General features: G+C 63.4%; 19 protein-coding genes. 5 read left to right on the forward strand and 14 right to left on the reverse strand.

What is annotated here, in order from left to right:
- Positions 1–6 precede the first annotated feature (6 nt).
- The 6 genes from RHP72_RS16440 to RHP72_RS16465 form a co-directional block, all read right to left on the reverse strand.
- Positions 7–1,128, reverse strand: coding sequence for an MFS transporter (locus RHP72_RS16440; RefSeq protein ID WP_042923080.1), 1,122 nt, complete (start codon positions 1,126–1,128; stop codon positions 7–9).
- Between the two features lie 92 nt (positions 1,129–1,220).
- Complete coding sequence (locus RHP72_RS16445; RefSeq protein ID WP_007732248.1) at positions 1,221–1,370, reverse strand: hypothetical protein; 150 nt, start codon at positions 1,368–1,370, stop codon at positions 1,221–1,223.
- Positions 1,367–1,981, reverse strand: coding sequence for an imidazoleglycerol-phosphate dehydratase HisB (gene hisB, locus RHP72_RS16450; protein ID WP_209447507.1), 615 nt, complete (start codon positions 1,979–1,981; stop codon positions 1,367–1,369). The genes RHP72_RS16445 and hisB overlap by 4 nt, the downstream gene beginning before the upstream one ends.
- On the reverse strand, positions 1,978–3,120 hold the full coding sequence (locus RHP72_RS16455) for a histidinol-phosphate transaminase (protein WP_311093604.1): 1,143 nt from the start codon (positions 3,118–3,120) through the stop codon (positions 1,978–1,980). The genes hisB and RHP72_RS16455 overlap by 4 nt, the downstream gene beginning before the upstream one ends.
- Positions 3,117–4,439: a histidinol dehydrogenase gene (gene hisD, locus RHP72_RS16460; protein WP_007732254.1), complete on the reverse strand. Its 1,323-nt coding sequence runs from the start codon at positions 4,437–4,439 to the stop codon at positions 3,117–3,119. The genes RHP72_RS16455 and hisD overlap by 4 nt, the downstream gene beginning before the upstream one ends.
- Positions 4,440–4,592: 153 nt before the next feature.
- Positions 4,593–5,075, reverse strand: coding sequence for a hypothetical protein (locus tag RHP72_RS16465; protein WP_231917356.1), 483 nt, complete (start codon positions 5,073–5,075; stop codon positions 4,593–4,595).
- A gap of 117 nt (positions 5,076–5,192) precedes the next feature.
- Between RHP72_RS16465 and RHP72_RS16470 the strand changes: the two genes are divergently transcribed.
- The 3 genes from RHP72_RS16470 to RHP72_RS16480 all read left to right on the forward strand — a co-directional run bounded on the left by RHP72_RS16470 (position 5,193) and on the right by RHP72_RS16480 (position 10,352).
- Positions 5,193–8,462, forward strand: coding sequence for an arabinosyltransferase domain-containing protein (locus RHP72_RS16470; RefSeq protein WP_397517590.1), 3,270 nt, complete (start codon positions 5,193–5,195; stop codon positions 8,460–8,462).
- A gap of 140 nt (positions 8,463–8,602) precedes the next feature.
- Entirely contained in the window at positions 8,603–9,856 is a 1,254-nt protein-coding gene (locus tag RHP72_RS16475) for a glycoside hydrolase family 1 protein (RefSeq protein WP_082920640.1), read from the forward strand.
- A gap of 46 nt (positions 9,857–9,902) precedes the next feature.
- Positions 9,903–10,352, forward strand: a complete 450-nt coding sequence (locus RHP72_RS16480; protein ID WP_125051204.1) for a hypothetical protein — start codon at positions 9,903–9,905, stop codon at positions 10,350–10,352.
- On the opposite strand, the gene RHP72_RS16485 is transcribed toward RHP72_RS16480, so the two are convergent.
- Positions 10,330–11,133 carry a helix-turn-helix domain-containing protein gene (locus RHP72_RS16485; protein WP_064075678.1) on the reverse strand — a complete coding sequence of 268 codons (804 nt, stop codon included), beginning with the start codon at positions 11,131–11,133 and terminating at the stop codon, positions 10,330–10,332. The two genes, RHP72_RS16480 and RHP72_RS16485, sit on opposite strands and share 23 nt — an antisense overlap.
- Before the next feature lie 92 nt (positions 11,134–11,225).
- Between RHP72_RS16485 and RHP72_RS16490 the strand changes: the two genes are divergently transcribed.
- The gene (locus RHP72_RS16490; protein WP_311093605.1) at positions 11,226–12,029 is read left to right on the forward strand and encodes a sulfite exporter TauE/SafE family protein; all 804 of its coding nucleotides are present in this window, start codon (positions 11,226–11,228) and stop codon (positions 12,027–12,029) included.
- On the opposite strand, the gene RHP72_RS16495 is transcribed toward RHP72_RS16490, so the two are convergent.
- Together RHP72_RS16495 and RHP72_RS16500 are read right to left on the reverse strand one after the other, a co-directional pair.
- Positions 12,026–12,631 (reverse strand): dihydrofolate reductase family protein, encoded by a 606-nt coding sequence (locus RHP72_RS16495; protein ID WP_030537073.1) that lies wholly within the window; start codon positions 12,629–12,631, stop codon positions 12,026–12,028. The genes RHP72_RS16490 and RHP72_RS16495 overlap by 4 nt on opposite strands.
- Positions 12,625–13,281 (reverse strand): nitroreductase family protein, encoded by a 657-nt coding sequence (locus tag RHP72_RS16500; RefSeq protein ID WP_003942413.1) that lies wholly within the window; start codon positions 13,279–13,281, stop codon positions 12,625–12,627. Before RHP72_RS16500 ends, RHP72_RS16495 begins: the two co-directional genes overlap by 7 nt.
- A gap of 110 nt (positions 13,282–13,391) precedes the next feature.
- On the opposite strand from RHP72_RS16500, the gene RHP72_RS16505 reads away from it, so the two are divergent.
- Positions 13,392–14,021: a LysE family transporter gene (locus tag RHP72_RS16505; RefSeq protein WP_037130153.1), complete on the forward strand. Its 630-nt coding sequence runs from the start codon at positions 13,392–13,394 to the stop codon at positions 14,019–14,021.
- Positions 14,022–14,042: 21 nt separating this feature from the next.
- On the opposite strand, the gene RHP72_RS16510 is transcribed toward RHP72_RS16505, so the two are convergent.
- The 5 genes from RHP72_RS16510 to RHP72_RS16530 all read right to left on the reverse strand — a co-directional run bounded on the left by RHP72_RS16510 (position 14,043) and on the right by RHP72_RS16530 (position 20,518).
- A complete protein-coding gene (locus RHP72_RS16510) occupies positions 14,043–14,714 on the reverse strand; it encodes a DUF1345 domain-containing protein (protein WP_030537075.1) in 672 nt (223 codons plus the stop codon).
- A gap of 53 nt (positions 14,715–14,767) precedes the next feature.
- The gene (locus RHP72_RS16515; RefSeq protein WP_311093606.1) at positions 14,768–16,087 is read right to left on the reverse strand and encodes a lipase family protein; all 1,320 of its coding nucleotides are present in this window, start codon (positions 16,085–16,087) and stop codon (positions 14,768–14,770) included.
- 20 nt (positions 16,088–16,107) lie between these two features.
- Entirely contained in the window at positions 16,108–17,439 is a 1,332-nt protein-coding gene (locus RHP72_RS16520) for a cyclopropane-fatty-acyl-phospholipid synthase family protein (RefSeq protein WP_054187182.1), read from the reverse strand.
- Between the two features lie 127 nt (positions 17,440–17,566).
- A complete protein-coding gene (locus RHP72_RS16525) occupies positions 17,567–19,123 on the reverse strand; it encodes an aminotransferase class V-fold PLP-dependent enzyme (protein ID WP_007732275.1) in 1,557 nt (518 codons plus the stop codon).
- Between the two features lie 3 nt (positions 19,124–19,126).
- The gene (locus tag RHP72_RS16530; protein WP_311093607.1) at positions 19,127–20,518 is read right to left on the reverse strand and encodes an MFS transporter; all 1,392 of its coding nucleotides are present in this window, start codon (positions 20,516–20,518) and stop codon (positions 19,127–19,129) included.
- Between the last annotated feature and the right edge of the window lie 8 nt (positions 20,519–20,526).

Raw genomic sequence — 20,526 nt, forward strand, 5'->3', positions numbered from 1 at the left:
CCAACTCTATCGGGCAACCCTGCTGCCGATCACTTTGCCGCCCGCGGCCAGTGCCGGGAGGAGCGCGACAACTACCGCGGAGACCGCGAACACCCATGCGTAGCCGGCAGTCGTGGCCACGAATCCCAACGCCAGTGCACCGATTCCGGTGCCGGCGTCGTAGCCGATGTTCCAGATCGCGCTGGCGGATCCGAGTTGCCTCGGGCCGGCAGCCTGAAACGCCATGACCAAGGACTCGTTCTGCACCGCCCCGAACCCCAGCCCGAAAAGGACCGCCGCGCAGAACAAGACCGGCGTCGACCCGCCGTCGACGTTGATCGCGAACAGCACCAATCCGATGGTCGACGACGCCAATGCCGGCGCGAGTGTCCGACCACTGCCGAGACGATCGGCGATCAGGCCCGCCGAGTACCGGCCGACCAACATCGACCCACTGGCGGTCGCCAACACCACTCCAGCAACGGCCGCACGCTCCGAGATTGCGATCGGCAGTAGAGACGACAATCCGCCGAACGAGGCGGACACACACGCCAGAGCGAGCACCGGAACCAAGACGGCGAACACACTCAGTCGAACGGATTCCCCGGTCGGCTGGGCGAAGATCTTCGGCAACCCGGCAATGGCCACCAGCGCGAGCGCCGGGATCAGCGCACCGAGGACGAACACCGGTGTCGCCGACCACCGTTCCATGATCGCAAGCCCCAGCGGAAGCCCCGCCATTTGTGACGCTGCGATCGCGATTCCCTGAGCACCGGTGGCACGGCCCAGAATTCGTTTGGGCGCCAACTCCGCCACCAGTGCACTGCCGGCCACCGTCAGCATGCCGAAACCGATGCCACGCACCGCGGAAACCGCCAGGACAGGGCCGGCGTCGGCCGAGATCAACAGCACCAACGACGGTGGGCCGAGGAGCAGACACCCGACCGCCAGCACGCGCCGGTAGCCCTGCGTCCGCAACAACCGAGGCACGAGCAGTTGCGTCAAGACCGTGGCCGCCATGAAGACACCGGTCACCGATCCGGCAAGCGCATCCGATCCGCCGGACTGCGCAACCAGCAACGGCACCACCGGCAACAGCAACGACCAGCCACCGAAAGCTGCTGCCGCCATGATCAGGACACCGATCATGCCCGGTGTGCGAAGCAACCCCGGCGATGGAGCAGGATCTTGCGTCTCAGATACAGTCACTTTTCGCGTCTCAGACACAGTCACTTTTCGCGTCACAGACGCAGTGCGCCCGCTACCGCCGCCAGAACCGCCAACGCCAGAAGGATTCCCGACGCAAGCTTGTTGACCTTGAACATCGAGTAGGCGCCGCCCACGGCAATACCCGCGCCGATGAACAGCAAGTAGGTGAAGAGGACGCTCACAGTGTGCCCTTCGTCGACGGCACGCCGCTCACGCGCGGATCCGGCTCGACCGCCTCACGCAGAGCTCGCGCAACGGCCTTGTACTCCGCCTCGGTGATGTGGTGCTGATCGCGGCCGTACAGAACCCGAACGTGCAGTGCGATACGTGCATTCAATGCGATCGACTCGAACACGTGGCGGTTGATCACCGCGTGATACGGAACGCCCGGGTACCCGCCGATGACGGAATGCACCATGTAGTCGGGCTCACCGGTGTGCACGCAGTACGGGCGACCGGAGACGTCGACCGACGCGTGCGCCAGCGTTTCGTCCATCGGGATGAAGGCGTCACCGAAACGACGGATGCCCTTCTTGTCGCCGAGAGCCTGGCCGAGTGCCTGGCCGAAAACGATCGCGGTGTCCTCGACGGTGTGGTGAGCGTCGATCTCGACGTCGCCCTTCGCCTTGACGTCGAGATCGAAGCTGGCGTGAGTACCCAACGCGTTGAGCATGTGGTCGAAGAACGGAACGCCGGTGGAGATGTCGACGATGCCGGTCCCGTCCAGATTCAGTTCGACGACGATGCTTGATTCCCGAGTTGTTCGTTCGATCCGCGCGATGCGATCGCTCATGCCGTCTCTCCTGAGTTCGTGTCGACCAGCTGGGTGCCTGCGATTTCGTCACTGGCCTTGATGAACGCGTCGTTCTCGGCTTCGAGTCCCACGGTGGCCCGCAGATATCCGGGGATGCCGATGTCGCGGATGAGAACCCCGCGGTCGAGGTATTCCTTCCACGCCTGTGCACTGTCGGTGAACTGACCGAACAAGATGAAGTTCGCGTCACTGGGAATCACTCGGAAACCGGTGTCCGTCAGCGCCTTCGACACTCGATCGCGCTCGGCGGACAAGGCGTGCACACTGCCGAGGGTCTCGTCGGCGTGACGCAGGGCGGCACGTGCCGCCGCTTGCGTGACCACCGAGAGGTGATACGGCAAGCGCACCAACAACAGTGCGTCGATGAACGCGGGAGCGGCGGCGAGGTAGCCGAGTCGGCCACCGGCAAACGCGAAAGCCTTGCTCATGGTGCGGGTCACAACCAGCTTGGCCGGGAACTCGTCGATCAGCGTCATCGCGCTGGGGGCAGCGGAGAACTCCGCGTACGCCTCGTCGACGATCACGATGCCCGGCGCCACGTCGAGGATGCGTTGCAGTTCCGCAATGCCGACGCTGTGTCCGGTCGGGTTGTTGGGGCTGGTCACGAACACGACGTCGGGTCGGCGTTCCGCAATCACGGTGACGGCAGCATCCACGTCGAGTGCGAAGTCGTCCCGACGGAAGACCTCGACCCACTCGGTATCGGTACCGTCGGCGATGATCGGGTGCATCGAGTACGAAGGCACAAAACCCATCGCGCTACGTCCCGGACCTGCGAACGCCTGAAGAAGTTGCTGCAGAATCTCGTTCGATCCGTTTGCCGCCCACAGATTGTCGACGGTGACCGGTACACCTGTCTGCTTCGCCAGGTACGCAGCCAGGTCCGTCCGCAACGCCACAGCGTCACGGTCGGGGTAGCGGTGCAGTTCCTTCGCGGCTTCGCGCACGGATTCGGCCACATCGTCGATGAGCGCCTGGGTCGGCGGATGCGGGTTCTCGTTCGTGTTGAGCTGAACCGGAACCGTCAACTGCGGTGCGCCGTACGCCGACTTTCCACGCAGGTTCTCGCGAATCGGCAGGGCGTCGACCGAAATCGACTCTCCAGGAGCACTACTCATCGCAGAGCCTCGAATCGCAGACGCACAGCCTCGCCATGAGCCGGCAGATCCTCCGCATTGGCCAGCGTGATGACGTGTCCGGCAACGTCTTTCAGTGCAGACTCGGAGTAGTCGATCACGTGGATTCCACGAAGGAACGTCTGCACACTCAGACCGGAGGAGTGGCGTGCACACCCGGCCGTCGGCAGAACGTGGTTGGAGCCGGCGCAGTAGTCGCCGAGACTGACCGGCGCCCACGGGCCGACGAACACGGCACCAGCGCTGGTGACCTGAGCTGCCACCCCGGTTGCATCCTCGGTCTGGATCTCGAGGTGCTCTGCCGCATACGCATTGACGACACGCAGACCAGCGGAAACATCAGAAACGAGCACCGTGCCCGACTGGCTACCGGTCAGTGCCGTGGTGACGCGCTCGCGATGCTTGGTGATCTCGAGCTGCGCAGCCAGAGCCTTGTCGACCGCGTCGGCCAAGTCGACGCTGGTCGTGACAAGAACGCTGGCGGCCATCACGTCGTGCTCGGCCTGGCTGATGAGATCGGCGGCAACGTGGACCGGGTCAGCGGTGTGGTCGGCGAGGATCGCGATCTCGGTGGGACCGGCTTCCGCGTCGATGCCGACCAGTCCGCGGCACAGACGCTTGGCGGCAGTGACGTAGATGTTGCCGGGACCGGTGATGAGGTCGACCGGGACAAGCTCGGTTCCATCGGTGTCGGTTCCGCCGTAGGTAAGGAGGGCGACGCCCTGCCCGCCGCCGACGGCCCACACCTCGTCGACGCCGAGCATGGCTGCTGCGGCAAGGATGGTCGGGTGCGGCAATCCGCCGAAGTCGGCTTGGGGCGGCGAGGCGACAACAAGTGATCCGACGCCGGCCGTCTGAGCCGGCACGACGTTCATGACAACGCTGGACGGGTACACGGCATTGCCGCCGGGCACGTACAGCCCGACGCGCTCGACCGGAACCCAACGCTCGGTGACCGTGCCACCCGGAACGACCTCGGTGACGGTGTCCTTGCGACGCTGATCGGCGTGCACCTTGCGGGTGCGCTCGATCGCAACCTCGAGGGCTTCCTTGACTGCGGGGTCGAGTTCACGAAGTGCGCGCTCGAGCTCGGCCGCGGGTACACGAACCGAAGCCGGACGAACGCCGTCGAACTTCTCGCCGAATTCGAGGGCGGCTTCTGCCCCGCGATCACGGACGGCTTCGACCATCGGGCGAACCTGATGCAGTACCGCGTCCACATCCACTCCACCTCGGGGAAGCGCGGCGCGAAGTTCGGCCGTGGATGGGGTACGACCACGCAGGTCGGTGCGGGCAAGCATGAGAGTTCCTCTCGTACGCAAACGGGGTGCCTGTGCAAGCGGCAGCAAACCGGTCCGGCATCACAGGCCCTGAACAGCGCGCCTGAAACACAGAACTGATGTCAATTATCCAGGATAGGCGCACCCCGTTTTTCACCGGTCCACCTGCAACGCTCACTGCAGGTCCGGCGCCCGCCGCCGGGCGAGTTCGATCAGCTCGTCCCTTCGAGGTGTTGCCACCGAGATTTCACGGCCGTCATGCAGACGAAAGCGGACGCCGTCGCCGGGAGATGCGAGAATTACCCGCATACCTGGGCCGGTCATTCGATAACCGATTCCGGAGCCCATCCCGATATGTACTGCAGTGGCAGACACAACTTCGTCCCACCGAAATACCTGACGCAGCCCCGGAGACAGCGCGATCGACACTCGTTCGACGTCTGTGGTGATGATCACGCGCACCTTCCACATGTACGCGGCCAACCCGAAGGACAGGACCGCGGACAACACGGCGCCGACGTAGCCCGCCGAGTCGCGATCCACGATTGCCGCGAACCCGCAGACAATTACCAGGACAATTCCGAGGACGACGCACAATGCGACCGCCGACCGCCGCAGTAGTGGGCTCAGGGGAATGGACTCGTGAAATTCGCGCACAGCACCCCCGCCTCGATCGCCGACAACCCCACCCCGAGGAATGACACCGGGAACACGACCATCCCATTACTCGCGCTTTTATAACAAACACGTCACGCACAGCTAGGGTCCAAAGTCGTGACAGACAGTGACGTGGCCACGACCGCACCTCCGGCCTTGCCGACCCCTCAGCGATCCAGCGGACCGAACCGAGCACGGATCGTTGCGATTGTCGCATCGATCCTCGGCATAGTTTTGTGCGGATCAGTGCCGTTCCTGCCGATCGAGCAGGACACCGCCGCCGTCAACTGGCCGCAGGCCGGGTCGACGACAAGCGTCGAGGCGCCATTGGTCTCGTACACACCGTTGCGCATGGAGGCATCGATTCCGTGCGCGTCGATCAGCGAGTTGGCCGCCACCGGCGGAACACTCGTCTCGACTGCACCTCCGGGTGCCCCCGATGCGCGCCGCTACGGATTTGTTGCCACCGTCTCCCCCGAATCCGCCGACGCTCCCGCTCGGGTCGACGTTGTCCTGCGTGATCAAGTGTTGCTCTCGACACCCGTTGCTGATCTGCAGACTGGATGCGCGCTCACGCTCGCCGCCGAGCCGACCCGAACCACCTTCAGCGCCACCGGTTCCGAACCGCGCGTCATCGAGGGCGACAGCCGACCACAGGTAGTCGGCGTCTTCAGCGACCTCGATTCGGCGGCAGCCGGTTTGAACGTCTCGATCGAGGCGGACTCTCGCTTCACGTCGAGCCCGTCGGTGATCAAGACTCTCGCCATGATTCTCGGGGCACTCACGGCTGTCGTGTCCCTCTTCGCGCTGCACCGCCTCGACAACCGCGACGGCCGGGGCACACGCAAATTTCTGCCCGCCCGATGGTGGAAGTTCACCGTCCTCGACGGGGTCGTCGTCGGAACTCTGGTGCTGTGGCACTTCATCGGCGCTACCACCACCGACGACGGCTACCAGTTCACGATGGCAAGAGCCTCCGAGCAATCGGGCTACATGTCCAACTACTTCCGGTGGTTCGCGGTCCCCGAAACCCCGTTCGGAACGCCGTATTACAACATCCTCGGACTCCTGGCCCACGTCAGCACCGCAAGCCCCTGGGTCCGTCTGCCTGCTCTGTTGGCAGGCATCATCACCTGGCTCGTCATCAGCCGGGAGGTTGCGCCTCGGCTGGGCGCCGCCATTCGCGGAAATCGACTCGCCCTCTGGACCGGCGCGCTTGTCTTCCTCGCTTTCTGGCTTCCGTTCAACAACGGACTGCGCCCCGAACCGATCGTTGCCCTCGGCGTACTGCTGACCTGGTGCTCGATCGAACGCGCCGTCGCGACGAGACGACTTCTGCCGGTCGCAGTCGCGATCCTGATCGCCGGATTCACCTTGACTGCCGGCCCTTCCGGCCTCATCTGCTTTGCCGCACTCATCGCCGGAATACGCCCGATCATGCGCATCATCATCGAACGTGCGCGCACCACCGGTTACGTCGCGGCTGTCGGGCCACTGCTAGCTGCCGGACTCTCGATTCTCATCCCCGCGTTCGGCGATCAAAGTCTGGCCGCCGTCATCGAGATGCAACGCGTTCACTCGATCTCACCGAATCAGCCCTGGTTCGACGAGTACCTCCGCTATCAGTACCTCTTCAACATCTCCGTCGACGGTTCCCTGACTCGCAGATTCGGTGTGTTCGTCATGGTTCTGTGCCTTGGCGTCTGCACCGCGATGATGCTGCGCAAGGGGGGCCGGATTCCCGGTTTGGCCGCCGGCCCGTCACGCCGCGTCGTGGGGCTGACGATCGGCGCACTGCCACTGCTGATGTTCTCGCCGACCAAGTGGACGCACCACTTCGGAATCTTTGCCGGACTCACCGCCGTTCTGGCGATGATGACGGCCGTCGCCGTAGGAACGAAACTCCTGCGCTCGCCGCGCAATCGGGCCCTCTTCGCGGCGGCCGTCCTGTTCCTCCTCGCGGTGGCATTCACCGGCAGCAACAGCTACTACTACGTGTCCAGCTACAGCGTTCCGTGGTGGGACAAGCCTGTGTCCATCAGCGGACTCGGCGCGAGCACCGTCCTCCTCGGGCTGACGGTGCTGATGCTCGGCGTCGCCGCGTGGTACTTCTTCCGTGAGCCGTACACCGCGGGGAAGGAACCGTCCGCGAAGCACGCTCGACTGCTTGCCATCTCGCCACTGACGGTTGCCGCAGGTGCCATGGTCCTCTTCGAGGTGCTGTCCATGGCCAAGGGCGCGGTCACCCAGTACCCGGCCTATTCGGTGGGCCGTGCAAACGTCGACGCCGTTCTCGGCCAACATTGCGGTCTCGCCAACGACGTTCTGCTCGAGACCGATCCGAACGCCTCGATGCTGACGCCCCTCTCGGGCAGCGTCGCCACAGGACTGTCCGCCGGTGGGGCTACGGGATTCGATCCGAATGGCGTCGCCTCCGACCTTCGAGCAGACAAGGAAGCCACGGCTACCGGCGGCGCGAACACCGTCGACACCTCCGAGGACACCGCCGGCAACTCGGCCGGAACCGGCGGTGGCGCCGGACAGACCGGAGTCAACGGCAGTTCGGTCGCGTTGCCGTTCGGTCTCGACCCGGCGACAACACCCGTCATGGGTAGTTACGGTCAGCCCTCCCCCGGCACTCTGACCAGTGACTGGTACCAACTCCCCGACGTGGGCGAGAACGCCACGCGTGGCGACATCATCTCGATTGCCGCGGCTGGTCGTGTTCGGTCCGTCGACAAGGACGGAATCGTCACCTACGGCCAGAACGTCGAGGTCGAGTACGGCACAGCGCGTGGCGTCGACGATGCCGAAACAGACGCTGTCGAAACACTCGGAAAGATCGCGCCCCTCGACATCGGCCCGGCGCCGTCATGGCGGAACCTGCGTGTGCCGTTGGATCAGATTCCCGTCGAAGCCAACAGCATTCGACTGGTCGTCAGCGACTACGACAGCAAGCCCGACCAATGGGTGGCCGTCACCCCGCCGCGGGTTCCGAAGACCCAGAAGCTCAACGACGTCGTCGGTTCACAGGCGCCCGTCATGCTGGATTGGGCTGTCGGACTGGCATTCCCATGCCAACGCCCCTTCGATCATCGGGTCGGTATCGCCGAGGTCCCCGAGTATCGGATCCTTCCCGACCATTCCGGTGCGCTCGTGACCAGTGCCTGGCAGGACCACTACGGTGGTGGACCGTTGGGGTGGATCGATCTGCTCCTGACCGCGCAGACCATTCCGTCGTATCTCGACAACGACTGGGCTCGCGACTGGGGTTCGATCGAGAAGTACACACCGATCGATCCGAGTGCAGTACCTGCCCAGGTCGACGAAACGACCGTTCAGCGCTCCGGGACGTGGAACCCGGGATCGATGACCATGGTTTTCTGAGCGGAATTTCTGAGCGGCTGGGTCACTGAGTGACACGGTCCAGCCGCGGGCGGATCGGACGAAACGCCTGCGACTGGACACTTGTATGACTTAGTCTCCCAGGCATGGGAGCCCTGTCACGGTCTATTGCGCCTGCGCTGATGGCACTGACGTGCCTGTTCGGGGTGCTGGCCCTTCCCGCTCACGCCTCGGCTGAGGTACCGGATGACTTCCTCTGGGGCGTTGCCACCTCCGGGTTCCAATCGGAAGGTTCGTCGCCGGACAGCAACTGGTCTCGATACTCCGATTCCGGACGAACCCACGACAAGATCGGTGACTCGGTCGACTTCCGTCATCGCTACGCCGAGGACATCGACCGGGCGGCCGATCTGGGATCGAAGGTTTTCCGATTCGGCGTCGAGTGGGCGCGAGTTCAGCCCGCCGCCGGGAGCTGGAACGAGACCGAATTCGCCTACTACGACGACGTGGTAGCTCACATCCGCGCGCGGGGCATGACTCCGATGATCACACTCGACCACTGGGTGTATCCGGGATGGGTTGTCGATCAAGGCGGCTGGACAAATCCGAAGACGGAAGCCGATTGGCTGGTCAACGCAGAGAAGGTAGTCGAGCGGTACTCCGGAATCGGGGCGCTCTGGATCACGATCAACGAGCCGACTGTGTACGTTCAGCGCGAATTGACCTACGGCGGAATCGCACTCACCCAGGCGCCGTCGATGTTCGACTCATTGGTCCGAGTCCACCGGGCGATCTACGACCGCATCCATGTTCTCGATCCCGGTGCCCGCGTAAGCAGTAATTTCTCCTTCATTCCCGGCGTGTCCGAGGCGATCGATTCGGTATTCACGGATCGAGTGCGCGACAAGCTCGACTTTCTCGGCATCGACTACTACTACGGTGTGGCCCTGAACAATCCGACTGCCGCGTACGCCGCACTCGACGAGTTCTACAACGTCACGCCGCAGCCCGAAGGCCTGTACGACGCATTGATGCGGTACTCGGGCAAGTATCCGGAACTCCCCCTCTACATCGTCGAGAACGGCATGCCCACCGACAACGGAGCGCCGCGCGCCGACGGATACACACGCGCGAATCACTTACGCGATCACATCTATTGGATGGAACGCGCCCGAGAAGACGGTGCCGACGTGATCGGCTACAACTACTGGTCCATCACCGACAACTACGAATGGGGTTCGTACCGACCTCGATTCGGCCTCTACACGGTCGATGTTCTCGGCGATCCCACTGCGGCCCGAATCCCGACCGACGGCGTCGACGCCTACCGCCGGATCATTCACGAGAACGGCGTCGGGGCCGACTACGTGCCCGTCATGGCCCCGGCTTTCTGCTCGCTCGTCGATCCTCCCCGCAGCTGTACGGCTACTCGATGACGGCCGTTTTCCGAAATTCCTCCACTCCTCGTCGTTAGGATGTCCCATGCGAACACTGCGAAATATCGCCGGAACTGCCGCTGCCACGGCTGCCCTGATCCTGGTTGCCGGAGGCGCTGCGACAGCAGCCCCCAACCCGGCCGATTCACCCCGCGAGGCGCAGGCGCGTGCCTACATCGACGCCCTCGTCTCCCATGACGTTTCCGATGTCCATTTCGCCCCGGATGCGACGCGCGTCGAAGCCGGACTCAAGACGGGTTTCTCCGGACCACAGATGTCCGCCGACCTCGAAAACGGTATTCAATACCGCGTTATCCAGGGCGTCCGAGACCTCGAGATGTCGGAAGCCGGGGACATCGTCTCGACCACCTACCTGCTGGACGCGGGAATCGGCGGCACTCGCCTCATGACCGTGGAGATTCGTGAAACCTTCGAAGTCCATGACGGTCTCATCCACGACGTCGTCGCCGACATCATCCCTGTGTCTGTGTCGTGACGCGCGCCCGATAGCTACTGGGCGGTGCACCCGAGACTCGGGTGCACATCGCCGCGAATGCAGCCGGCGTCGAGTATCCGAGTTCAGACGCAACGGCCGTCACACTGGCCCCGGCAGAAAGTTTCGGAAGCGCGTGAAGAATGCAGGCACGCTGCATCCACGACGACGCGCTCATCCCCGTTTCCGAGATCAGCAAGCGGTGCAGTGTCCGTTCACTGACGTGGAGTCGGTCAGCCCACCGCGTGGGCGAGTCATGGATCGACGGGGCTGCGAGATACTGCGCGCACAACGCCCGCAATCCCGGGTGCCGAGGCAGCGGGAGTTCCACAGGTAGGGGCGCAAGATCGCGAAGTTCGTGCAGGATCAGCTGAAATACCGCGGCGCTGCGTCCGTGTGCGGGGAAGTCGTCCTCCACATTCAGCTCGACATCCACGTCGACTGCAGCGACAAGTAACTCACGCAGGAGCGACGATACTGCGACGACTCGGCACCTGACCGGGAACCACGGCGCTGCGGACGGTTCGATGTAGAGGCTTCGAGTGCTGACGCCGTCCATTGTCACGGCATGAGCGACACCGGCGGGAATCATGACCGCATTGGACGGCAGAACAGTCCACTCACCGTCTTCGGTTTCGACGTTCATCGCACCGTTCACAGCGAAGAGAAACTGGGCTCGTCGATGTTCGTGGGCGGCCAGCACGTGACCGGGTGGGTAGTCGGTTCCGAGTGCGAGAACACCGCGGGGTGAGTGATCGACGTCGTTGATCGAGATGTTGCGCACCGGAGGAACCTACCGAGTCCGTGTCTGATTGACAATGGAACCTGGCGAACCTTCGAATGTGCGCCAGCGGAGAAATCGCTACCGTTCATCGAGTGCTTCACTACGCCCTCATCCTTCTCGCTTTCGGCGCCTTGACCGGAGTCACCACCGTTCTGTTCGGATTCGGTGGCGGGTTTGTCACTGTCCCAGTCGTTTACGCTGCATCGACGCTGAGGCCGGACGTCATCGATCCGATGCATGTCGCCGTAGCATCCTCGGCGGCCGTGATGGTGGTCAATTCACTCGGTGCCACAGTCGCATTCAGGAAGTCAGGACGGCTTCGGACGGAGTACATCGGACCTCTGATCGGCCCCGTCGCACTCGGAGCCGGGCTCGGAGCGGTTGCGGCGGGCCACGTAGACGACGGCGTCGTCCGGATTCTGTTTGTGCTCTACCTGCTGGTGACAATCTTGGACAGTCTTCTGCGACAAGGGTTTCTGACACCATCTGAACCTCGCGAACATCTTGACCGTCACGGCGTCCGCGCTGTCGGGATAGGCATCGGTGCCGTCGCAAGTTTCCTCGGAGTCGGCGGGAGCGTCATGACGGTTCCGATGATGCGACGCCGCGGAGTTCCGATGGCCGACGCCGCCGCGAGCGCCAACCCGTTGAGCTTGCCTGTCGCCGTCGTCGCGACTGCGGTGTATGCGGTCTCATCAGGGCACAGTTCAGCCTCGGATCTGTCGGCGGGCAGAGTCGGCGCTGTCGACCTTCTGGCCGTCTGTGCACTACTCGCCGGTTCCCTACCGGCGATCGCGCTGAGCCGACGAATCGTCGGTGCCATACCGGACCGAGTCCATGCCGCCGCCTACATCGCTCTACTCGGCGTCGTCACGGCAGTGATGGTGATTGCTTAGCGAACGGCGTATCGCAGATAGATGACGCCGCCGTCGAAGGTTTTCTCCTCGAGCAGTTGCAGATCAAGCCGGCTTTCCGGGAGAGCTCGCAATCCGCCACCGATATTGACCGGACACAGGAACAGTCTGACTTCATCGACCAAACCCGCCGCGAAAGCACTAACCGCAACCGTCGGTCCACCGATCGAGATATCTTGTACCGCTTCACTCTCGAGCAAACGGATGAAGTCTTCATCGAAGCTCGGGACAATCCTGGTACGTGCGGTCGACACCTCGTTCAGCGTCGTGGAGTACACGATCTTGTCGATTCCACGCCAGATCTGAGCGAACTCGGCGGTCGCCGCCTCGATACCGGCAAACTCGCCCGGAGCCGAAGGTCCTCCTGCCACCGAAGAACGCTCGAGATCCTCGGACGCCATTGTTTCCCAGGGAATCATCGTCTCGTACATCCGGCGCCCGAGCAGGTACGTGCCGACTCCCCTCTCTAGCTCGTTGACGAACGCGTGGACCTGCGCGTCGGGAACCGCCCAGTCGAAGTTCCCCTGCTCATCGGCCACATACCCGTCGATCGAGCAGATCGCCGAGTAGATCAGGCTCACCATCGGTCCACGTGCAGCACGTTGTCGACCGGTTCACGGGCGGCGGGTTTGAACGTCTCGCCGGTGAAGTACGCCGTCGGGATGAGCGCAGCCTGATGGAATCCGGCCGGAATGCCCAGCAGCTCGGCAACTTCCGCTTCACGCTGCAAATGCAATGTCGTCCACGCCGTACCGAGCCCACGTGCCCGCGCGGCCAGCGCGTAACTCCACGCAGCCGGGAGTAGCGAACCCCACAGGCCGGCTTGGTTCCCCTCCGGCAGCGTCTTGCCCGCCTTGATACACGGAATGAGAAGGACCGGCACCTCACCCATGTGCTCACCGAGCCACGCGACGCTGGTGCCCACGCGTTGTTGAATCGGCGCGCGATCGGGATCATCGGCGAAGAGTTTTGCCGCCGAACCGTGAGAGGCAAGGTACTCGTCGGTGACTTCCTTGTAGATCTGCCCGACTGCTGCACGCAGTGCCGGATCGGTCACCACCATCCACTGCCAGCCCTGGCGATTCGAACCGGAGGGCGCTTGCAGGGCGATCTGGAGGCATTCCTTCACCAGGTCCAACGGCACGGGACGGGTCAGATCCAGACGCTTTCGAACGGTCCGCGTTGTGGTCAGCAATTCGTCGGGTGTCAGGTCCAGTACGGGATACGACGTCATCTCCCGATCATTGCACTGTCGCGAGCAGTGAGCAGGACTGTCCGTCTACACTTTTCTGATCCCGTGCGTGCTCGTTGTCGGGAGTATTTCCCGATCAAAGGACTTTCGACATGAGTTGGCACGTCTGGTTGGCGTTCTTCGGAGCAAGTTGGGTGATCAGCCTGTCGCCGGGGGCCGGCGCCATTGCGTCGATGTCGTCGGGACTTGCCTACGGCTTGCGACGCGGATACTGGAACATCTTCGGGCTGCAGTTGGGATTGTTGCTGCAGATCGGAATTGTCGCGGCGGGGGTCGGTGCAATTCTCGCCAGTTCGACCGTGGCCTTTTCCTTGATCAAGTGGTTCGGTGTCGCATACCTCGTCTACCTGGGGATCAGGCAGTGGCGATCGGCGCCCACCGAGGTGGAGACCGACGAGGCAGCCGCGAGCAGCTCCGGTCCGATGATGATGCTTCGCGGATTTCTCGTGAACGCGAGCAATCCGAAGGCCGTCGTTTTCATGCTCGCAGTGCTCCCGCAGTTCCTGGACCCGTCGGCGCCGCTGCTGCCGCAGTATCTGATCATCGCCGCCACGATGTGCGCAGTCGACGTGATCGTGATGACCGGATACACCGGCCTGGCCGCCCGGGTGCTCACCTTGATGCGCTCCCCCAAACAGCAGCGAACCACCAATCGAGTGTTCGCCGGTCTGTTCTTCGGAGCCGCCGGCTTCCTCTCGAGCATCGGGCGTGCAGCGGCTTGATCGGTCACACGGCTCGAGAGATCACAGGCCCGCAATCAAGTTGACGACGGACGCCACGATCACCGAACCGAACAGGTACGACAGCAATGCGTGGCCGAGTGCCATCGCGCGCATGTCCGACGACTTCAAGTTGGTGTCGGAAATCGCGAAGCTCATCCCGACCGTGTACGCCACGTAGGCGAAATCGCTGTACCTCGGCGGTTCTTCCTGATTGAAATCGATTCCGCCGTCGGGGCCGGAGTAGTACAGCCGTGCATATCCGAGGGCGAAGAGCGTGTGGACCGCCAGCCACGAGATCACGACGCTGCCGACTGCAACCGATGCCGCCACTACTTGGTAGTGATGTCCGTCGGGTGCCGCCAGGAGCAAGAACGCGATACCGACCAGGCTCGCGACGGCGGCACCGAGAATCAGCAGGTGCGCGACGTTTCGGGCCGGCTCTTCGCGCGTTGCGTGGCTTGCGGTGAGCGTCGCGTCGAAGGGCCAGACCAGAATCCACGTCCACACCGTGAACACCATCGCCGCCACATCCCAGCCGATCAGAAACGCGAATCGGGGATAGCCGACCAACGCCGTGACGACACCGGCGGCCACACCGAGCAGCAGACCCGTCGACACTCTCAGCGCCGGCCCGGCACCCAGGGCGCTCCGTGGAACCGGGTTGATCGGAAGGTCGTGCGGTCGATCGTTCACGGGCTCAGTCAACCACTGTTAGAAGTGAGACGGTGGTTACGTGACACGGCGACTCAGGCGTTGCACGCACCGACTATCGGCTTGCCGTTGAATCTGTCCAGCACGTACTGCAATCCGACGCCGAAATCCGCTACGGCCGGCGCGAGGTGGTTGTTGCCGCTCCCCGGATTCACCGCAGGCAAAGTGTCGGTGAACAACGTCGCCTCGGCCCCGCGCGCGCACCAGTCCTGAACCAGGCGCCGGGTTTGCTCGTACGGGATGAAATCGTCGTTGAGCGCTCCGTTGACCAGAATCGGCGAGGCCGGGGTTCGCCACCCGATGCGTTGTTCCTCGATCACCTGTTGGATCTCCGGTACCGATTCCACCACGTCGGCGAGTGGTCGTCCGTCTGTGGTCCACGACGCCGTCGACTGCTTCCCGTACTTGGTTCGGGAATCGATGAGGCATTGCCCGGCGACGTCGGCGAGCACGGACCGGCCGTAGTCGTTGAGTCGAGATTCGATCGGCTCTCGGGCGGCGGGATAGCGGTCGAGGACGCCGTTGATCGTGTAACCGATCGCGGCCATCAGGCCGGTACCGTCGATATGACGCAGAACGCTTGCCAGGTCTGCCGGGGGCGCGCTCGCGTAACTCCCGACCAGATTCAACTCAGGCGCGTATTCGGGTGCCAGTTCGGTTGCAGCGGCAGTGGCGCCGCCGCCCTGCGAATGGCCCCACAGCGCTATCGGATCGTCCTCTCCTGCCTGCGCGAGGGCTCGGGCAGCGCGTGCACCGTCCAACATCGCATGGGCTTCCTCGGCGCGATTGACGTAGGTATGGACGCCGGGTGTTCCGAGTCCGATGTAGTCGGTGACGAATACACGAACGCCCTGGGCGAGGAAAGCAAAAGCAAAAGCTGACTCGTAGTTGACACCGACACTGTCCACACCGGCACCGTAGTTCGACGGATTCCCGGGTTCCGCCAGGCGGAGCTGACCGGCAGTGGGAAACATCCTCGACGGCGCGCACTGATCACCTTGGCCCTGCGTACCCGGACCGATCACCACCGTCGGGCGGGGGCCCGCTCCTGACCACGGGGCAGCCGGCTCCAGGTACGAGCCCGACACAGCAACCTTGGATCCGTGGGTGTCGGTACTCGAATACAGGATCCGGGTCCCCACACCAGGCACTCCGCCGACGGCACCGGCCAGAGCCAGCGGTTCCGTCCGAATCACCGAACCCGGATCACCGACGTCGCCCGGAATCGCGTCGTAGAAATCGTTCACGGGTTCGGCGTTCGACATCGGTGTGAACAGCAGCGAGGTCGGCAACAGCGCCGATACCGCAACGGCCGAAACCTTCAGTGCCGCGAGGACAACCTTCCGGGTGCTCATGGAAATCCAACGTATAGGCCTCAGTCGACGCGCGGACCGGTTTCGATCTGCGGGACTTCAATCGATCGATACCAACTGTCACGCGAGCGGGCCATGCCGCTGGCCCCCCGATCCCCTGGTTTCACGGCCAGAACCTGATGAATCGTAAGCCTGTGCGGCTCCTCGAAACCCAGGGCACTGGCAGCGAGATACAGCAACCAGGTACGCACCCGGGGAGCACCGACCTGTAAGACCGATGCGTCCCAGTTCTCGCGGAGGTTCTGCACCCATGCGCGCAGTGTCAGTGCGTAATGCTCGCGCAACGCTTCGCTGTCACGCGTCTCGAAACCCGAAAGTTCCAGCGCATCAATGGTTTTACTCAACGGAAGGATCTCACCGTCCGGGAAGATGTACCTGTCGATGAAGCTGGGACCGTCATCGACGTTGTCCGACAACGACTTCACCGCGGCGATGGCATGATTGAGCAGACGACCCTGCGGCACGAGCAGGTCGTAGAGTTTTGCCGTGTACACCGGCAAATTGACCAGGCCCACGTGCTCGGACATGCCGATGCTCGAAATCGCGTCGTAAGGGCCGTCGTCGACGTCGCGGTAGTCCTGCACCCGAATCTCGATGCGATCGGTCAAACCCGCGTCGGCAACTCGCCCCTTGGCGTATTCGACCTGCTCGTTGCTCAGCGAGACTCCGACGACGTCGACGCCGTAGTTCTGGGCGGCGTGTAATGCCATCGATCCCCAACCGCAGCCGACGTCGAGCAGTCGCATTCCCGGCTTCAGATCGAGCTTGCGGCAAATCAAGTCCAGCTTCGCGTACTGAGCAGCTTCGAGGGATTCGACACCTTCCGGCCAGTATCCGCACGAATAAACCATGCTCGGCCCGAGGAACAGTTCGTAGAAGCGATTCCCGACGTCGTAGTGATGGGAGACAGTCGCCGAATCGCGTGATCTACTGTGCCGCTTGCCTCGCTTACTACGCATCTCGATCGCCGGGGGTGACGGTGGTGGACCCACCGCTCCCAAGCCGGCGAAAGTACCGGCGGCGCGAACAATCGAGCGCAGCGGCAACGTCGACAAACGATTCTCACCGAGCCGCGTGACCAGTTCCGGAACGTCGAGGAGCGCGAAGATATCGCCGTCTACGTCCAGATCGCCGGAAACGTACGCCCTCGCCAGCCCTAATTCGTTGGGAGAGTAAAGGACCCGCCGTAGGGCACGCCGATTCCGGAAGTGAACCTGCGCAGCGGCGTCCGGTGGCCCTGCCTCCGAACCGTCCCAACATCGCACGCGAACCGGAAGCGGAACCCCGATCACTTCCTCGAACACCGTCAAAATCTTGGCCGCGGCACCAGTCACTGATCAACCCTCCGACAAAAGATGGTTAGCCGATGACAGAAAACTTACGCCCGATTCGCGAATCTTTCGCGCCATTTGTCCGAGTTTTGGACAGTGTTCATCGCGGTTTCGGTATTCATCGCCGAGTTCAGGGCTCCACCATTCCGGCGAGGAATTCCACCAGCAGTCTCTTCGTGACCTCACGTGGCAGCGATTCCACTGCCGCGAGGACGGCCGCCATGTCCAAGGGAGAATCGGAAGAGCCCCGAGGATCCAGCCCCGCCGACGTCAACGCTGCCGCGACGGCGTCACTGGGCAACGCAAGAACATCGGCGACGGTGACATCGCCACGTTCGAATGCTCCGGCCAACTCTGCCAGGGCCGGCGGCGCCTCGGCTGCCGCCGAGCCGCGAACGTCGTCGGCACCGAGGACGAGTGCGCTGGTCAACTCGCCGAGCACAGATTCCGTCACCGGGGTGACGGTGAGGTGGGTTGTTCGAGGCAACGTCGTCCCGTCAGGTTGCGTCGACGCCGGCTGCCCTTGAAGGACGAAGCCGCGAGCACCGACAGCGCTCACCCAGCGATGCGGATCCACTCGCCGTTCGAGCGGCACGGAATCGTCGGTAGCGACCGCGAACAGTGGTCCCACCGGCGAGCCCACGACGCGAAGACCCTCGATTGCCTCGACCGTGCCGATCAGTGCACGAGTGGCCCGCTGCGCCCGGGACACCAATTCGGCGTACCCGGATTGCCCGAGGACTTGCGAAATCGCCCAAGCACCGGCAAGAGCAGCAACGGATTTGGAACCGAGAAGCGTGGGATTGACCACCGGGTACCCCGGCCAGTCCGTGAGTCCGAAATACTGCTTGCGATGCAGATCTCGCCCTCGGTGCAGCAGGACCGAAACGCCTTTGGGCGAGTATCCGTACTTGTGGAAGTCGACGGACATGCTGGTGACCCCGGGCACCCGGAAATCCCAGGGTGGCAGATCACCCCACCACGGCAACGCAAGCCCACCGATGCAGGCGTCGACATGCAGTGGAATCGAATGTGCACGAGCAACTTCCGCGACATCGGCGATCGGGTCGAGCGCCGCGAACGGGTAGCTGGGCGCGGAGACGACGATCAAGACCGTGTCTTTCCGAACTGCCGTCGCAATATCTTGTGCGCCGACGCGCCCCGACGTGGGATCTACTGGTACCAGGATCAGTTCCAGTCCGAGCAGGTGAGCTGCCTTGTGGAAAGCGGCATGCGCGGTGGTCGGAAGAACCAGCGAACCCTCACCCGGCGGGAGCCCACGGAAGTCGCGAGCTGCCTTGACGGCCAACACACAACTCTCCGTTCCGCCGCTGGTGACATTGCCGACGACTACGCCTCCGGCGTCTGTATCTGAGGCTGGGTCTGAAGCTCCATGGAGGAACTCGCGTGCGAACGCAACCAACTCACGCTCCATCACCGCGGTGGACGGGAACACCGTCGGGTCGAGACCGTTGACCGGCTGAACCAATCGAGCTGCGTCCGCTGCCAACTCGTCGAGCGCTGCGAGGCCGCTGTCGTACACGTACGACAGAACCCGGCCTCCGTGCGTCGGAGCGTCCTGCTCGCGAAGCGAACGCAACCGACTCAAGATGTCGGCCGCCCTCTTCTCGAGGTTTGCGCTCTCGACGATCTTGCCCTGAAGTTCCTCGGCCCGAGTGGAACTCATCGTTCACCTTTCGTTCTCGTGAGTGGATTCTTGTTCGGTGCGGTAGTTCCGCAATACGACCAGGCTGATCGCAACCAGGATCGCCGGCACGACCGAGAAGCCAAGGGCAATTCCGGTCAGCGCCGATTCCGGTTGCACGACAGTCTCGCCCGCAGTTTTCGAAACGAAGCCGGTCACCGCGAGTACACCCAAGAACACCGCGGGTCCCAGGGCAAGGCCTGCGGTTTCCGCGGCGGTCCAGATACCACTGAGCGAACCACCGCGTTGGCGCCCACCGATTCGCGCGTCGTCCTCGATGACGTCCGGAAGCATCGCCAGCGGGAACACCTGCATGCCGGCGTAGCCGACGCCGGCAAGCGCGACGGCACCGTAGATCCACGAACCCGCGTCGACAGCCGCAAGCGTCAACAACGCCGTGGCGACGACGAACAGAACCGAAGACACCACGTAACCGCGAAGCTTTCCGTACCGATGCGAGAACCAGTACCACAGCGGCATGACGACGAGAGCTGGTCCGACGAGTGCAACGAACAGACCGGTGAGCGCACCTTCGTTGCCCATCACATAGGTCGCCAGATATTGCGCACCCGCCAACATCACGGCGGTGGCAAGAGCTTGGAGCACAAAGACGATGACCAGCAATCGGAACGCGCGGGTACGTCGTATCGCGTCGAACCCGTCCCGGTACTGCGAGAGCAACGAGCCGACCGGCGCGTCCGCGTGAGTCACCGTGTGGCGCGCGGCTCCGCGAACTGCCCAGATCATTGCCCCGCACATCAGCGCCGACACCCCGATCGCCATGACCAGATAACCGCGTGCTCCGCCCCCGGCAGCGTCGCGTAGCTCGGGTCCGCCGGCGCCGATGACCAGAATTGTCAGGGCCAACACCGCAATTCGAACCGATACCAACCGGGTGCGCTCGTGGTAATCGCCGGTCAACTCGGTCGGCAACGCGATGTACGGCACCTGAAAGAGGCTGTAGGCACTCGCCGCGAGCAGGAAGAAGACGAGCACCCACATCGCCCCGACTCCGGGGCCGGCCGACACCGGGGCCGAGAACGTGAGAATGAAGAGCAACGGCAGTCCCAGAGCGCCTGCGAGCATGAGTGGCACTCGCGTACCAGTTCGATGAGAGCTTCGGTCGCTGATCGACCCGATCAGCGGATCGATCAGGACGTCGGCGATTTTCGGGACAATGACCACAAGCGACGCGAGCGCCGCGGCAACGCCGAGCGTGTCGGTCAGGTAGTACGCCAGTACCAGACCTGGCAGAACACCGAATCCACCCGTACCGACACTTCCCGCTGCGTATCCGGCCACCACACCACGCGAAAGCCTGTCAGGCGATCTACCTTCACGAAGACGTACCGGTTTGTCTGTAGTCACCGTCCACACACTAATGT

It is taken from the genome of Rhodococcus sp. SG20037, from assembly GCF_031763325.1.
In the GTDB taxonomy this organism is placed as follows: Bacteria; Actinomycetota; Actinomycetes; order Mycobacteriales; family Mycobacteriaceae; genus Rhodococcus_F; species Rhodococcus_F qingshengii.

Bases quoted from the DNA above. Each gene is read 5' to 3' on its own strand.
- RHP72_RS16440 (WP_042923080.1), bottom strand. From the start codon at position 1,128: ATGATCGGTGTCCTGATCATGGCGGCAGCAGCTTTCGGTGGCTGGTCG.
- hisB (WP_209447507.1), bottom strand. From the start codon at position 1,981: ATGAGCGATCGCATCGCGCGGATCGAACGAACAACTCGGGAATCAAGC.
- RHP72_RS16455 (WP_311093604.1), bottom strand. From the start codon at position 3,120: ATGAGTAGTGCTCCTGGAGAGTCGATTTCGGTCGACGCCCTGCCGATT.
- hisD (WP_007732254.1), bottom strand. From the start codon at position 4,439: ATGCTTGCCCGCACCGACCTGCGTGGTCGTACCCCATCCACGGCCGAA.
- RHP72_RS16475 (WP_082920640.1), top strand. From the start codon at position 8,603: ATGGCACTGACGTGCCTGTTCGGGGTGCTGGCCCTTCCCGCTCACGCC.
- RHP72_RS16480 (WP_125051204.1), top strand. From the start codon at position 9,903: ATGCGAACACTGCGAAATATCGCCGGAACTGCCGCTGCCACGGCTGCC.
- RHP72_RS16495 (WP_030537073.1), bottom strand. From the start codon at position 12,631: ATGGTGAGCCTGATCTACTCGGCGATCTGCTCGATCGACGGGTATGTG.
- RHP72_RS16500 (WP_003942413.1), bottom strand. From the start codon at position 13,281: ATGACGTCGTATCCCGTACTGGACCTGACACCCGACGAATTGCTGACC.
- RHP72_RS16505 (WP_037130153.1), top strand. From the start codon at position 13,392: ATGAGTTGGCACGTCTGGTTGGCGTTCTTCGGAGCAAGTTGGGTGATC.
- RHP72_RS16515 (WP_311093606.1), bottom strand. From the start codon at position 16,087: ATGAGCACCCGGAAGGTTGTCCTCGCGGCACTGAAGGTTTCGGCCGTT.
- RHP72_RS16525 (WP_007732275.1), bottom strand. From the start codon at position 19,123: ATGAGTTCCACTCGGGCCGAGGAACTTCAGGGCAAGATCGTCGAGAGC.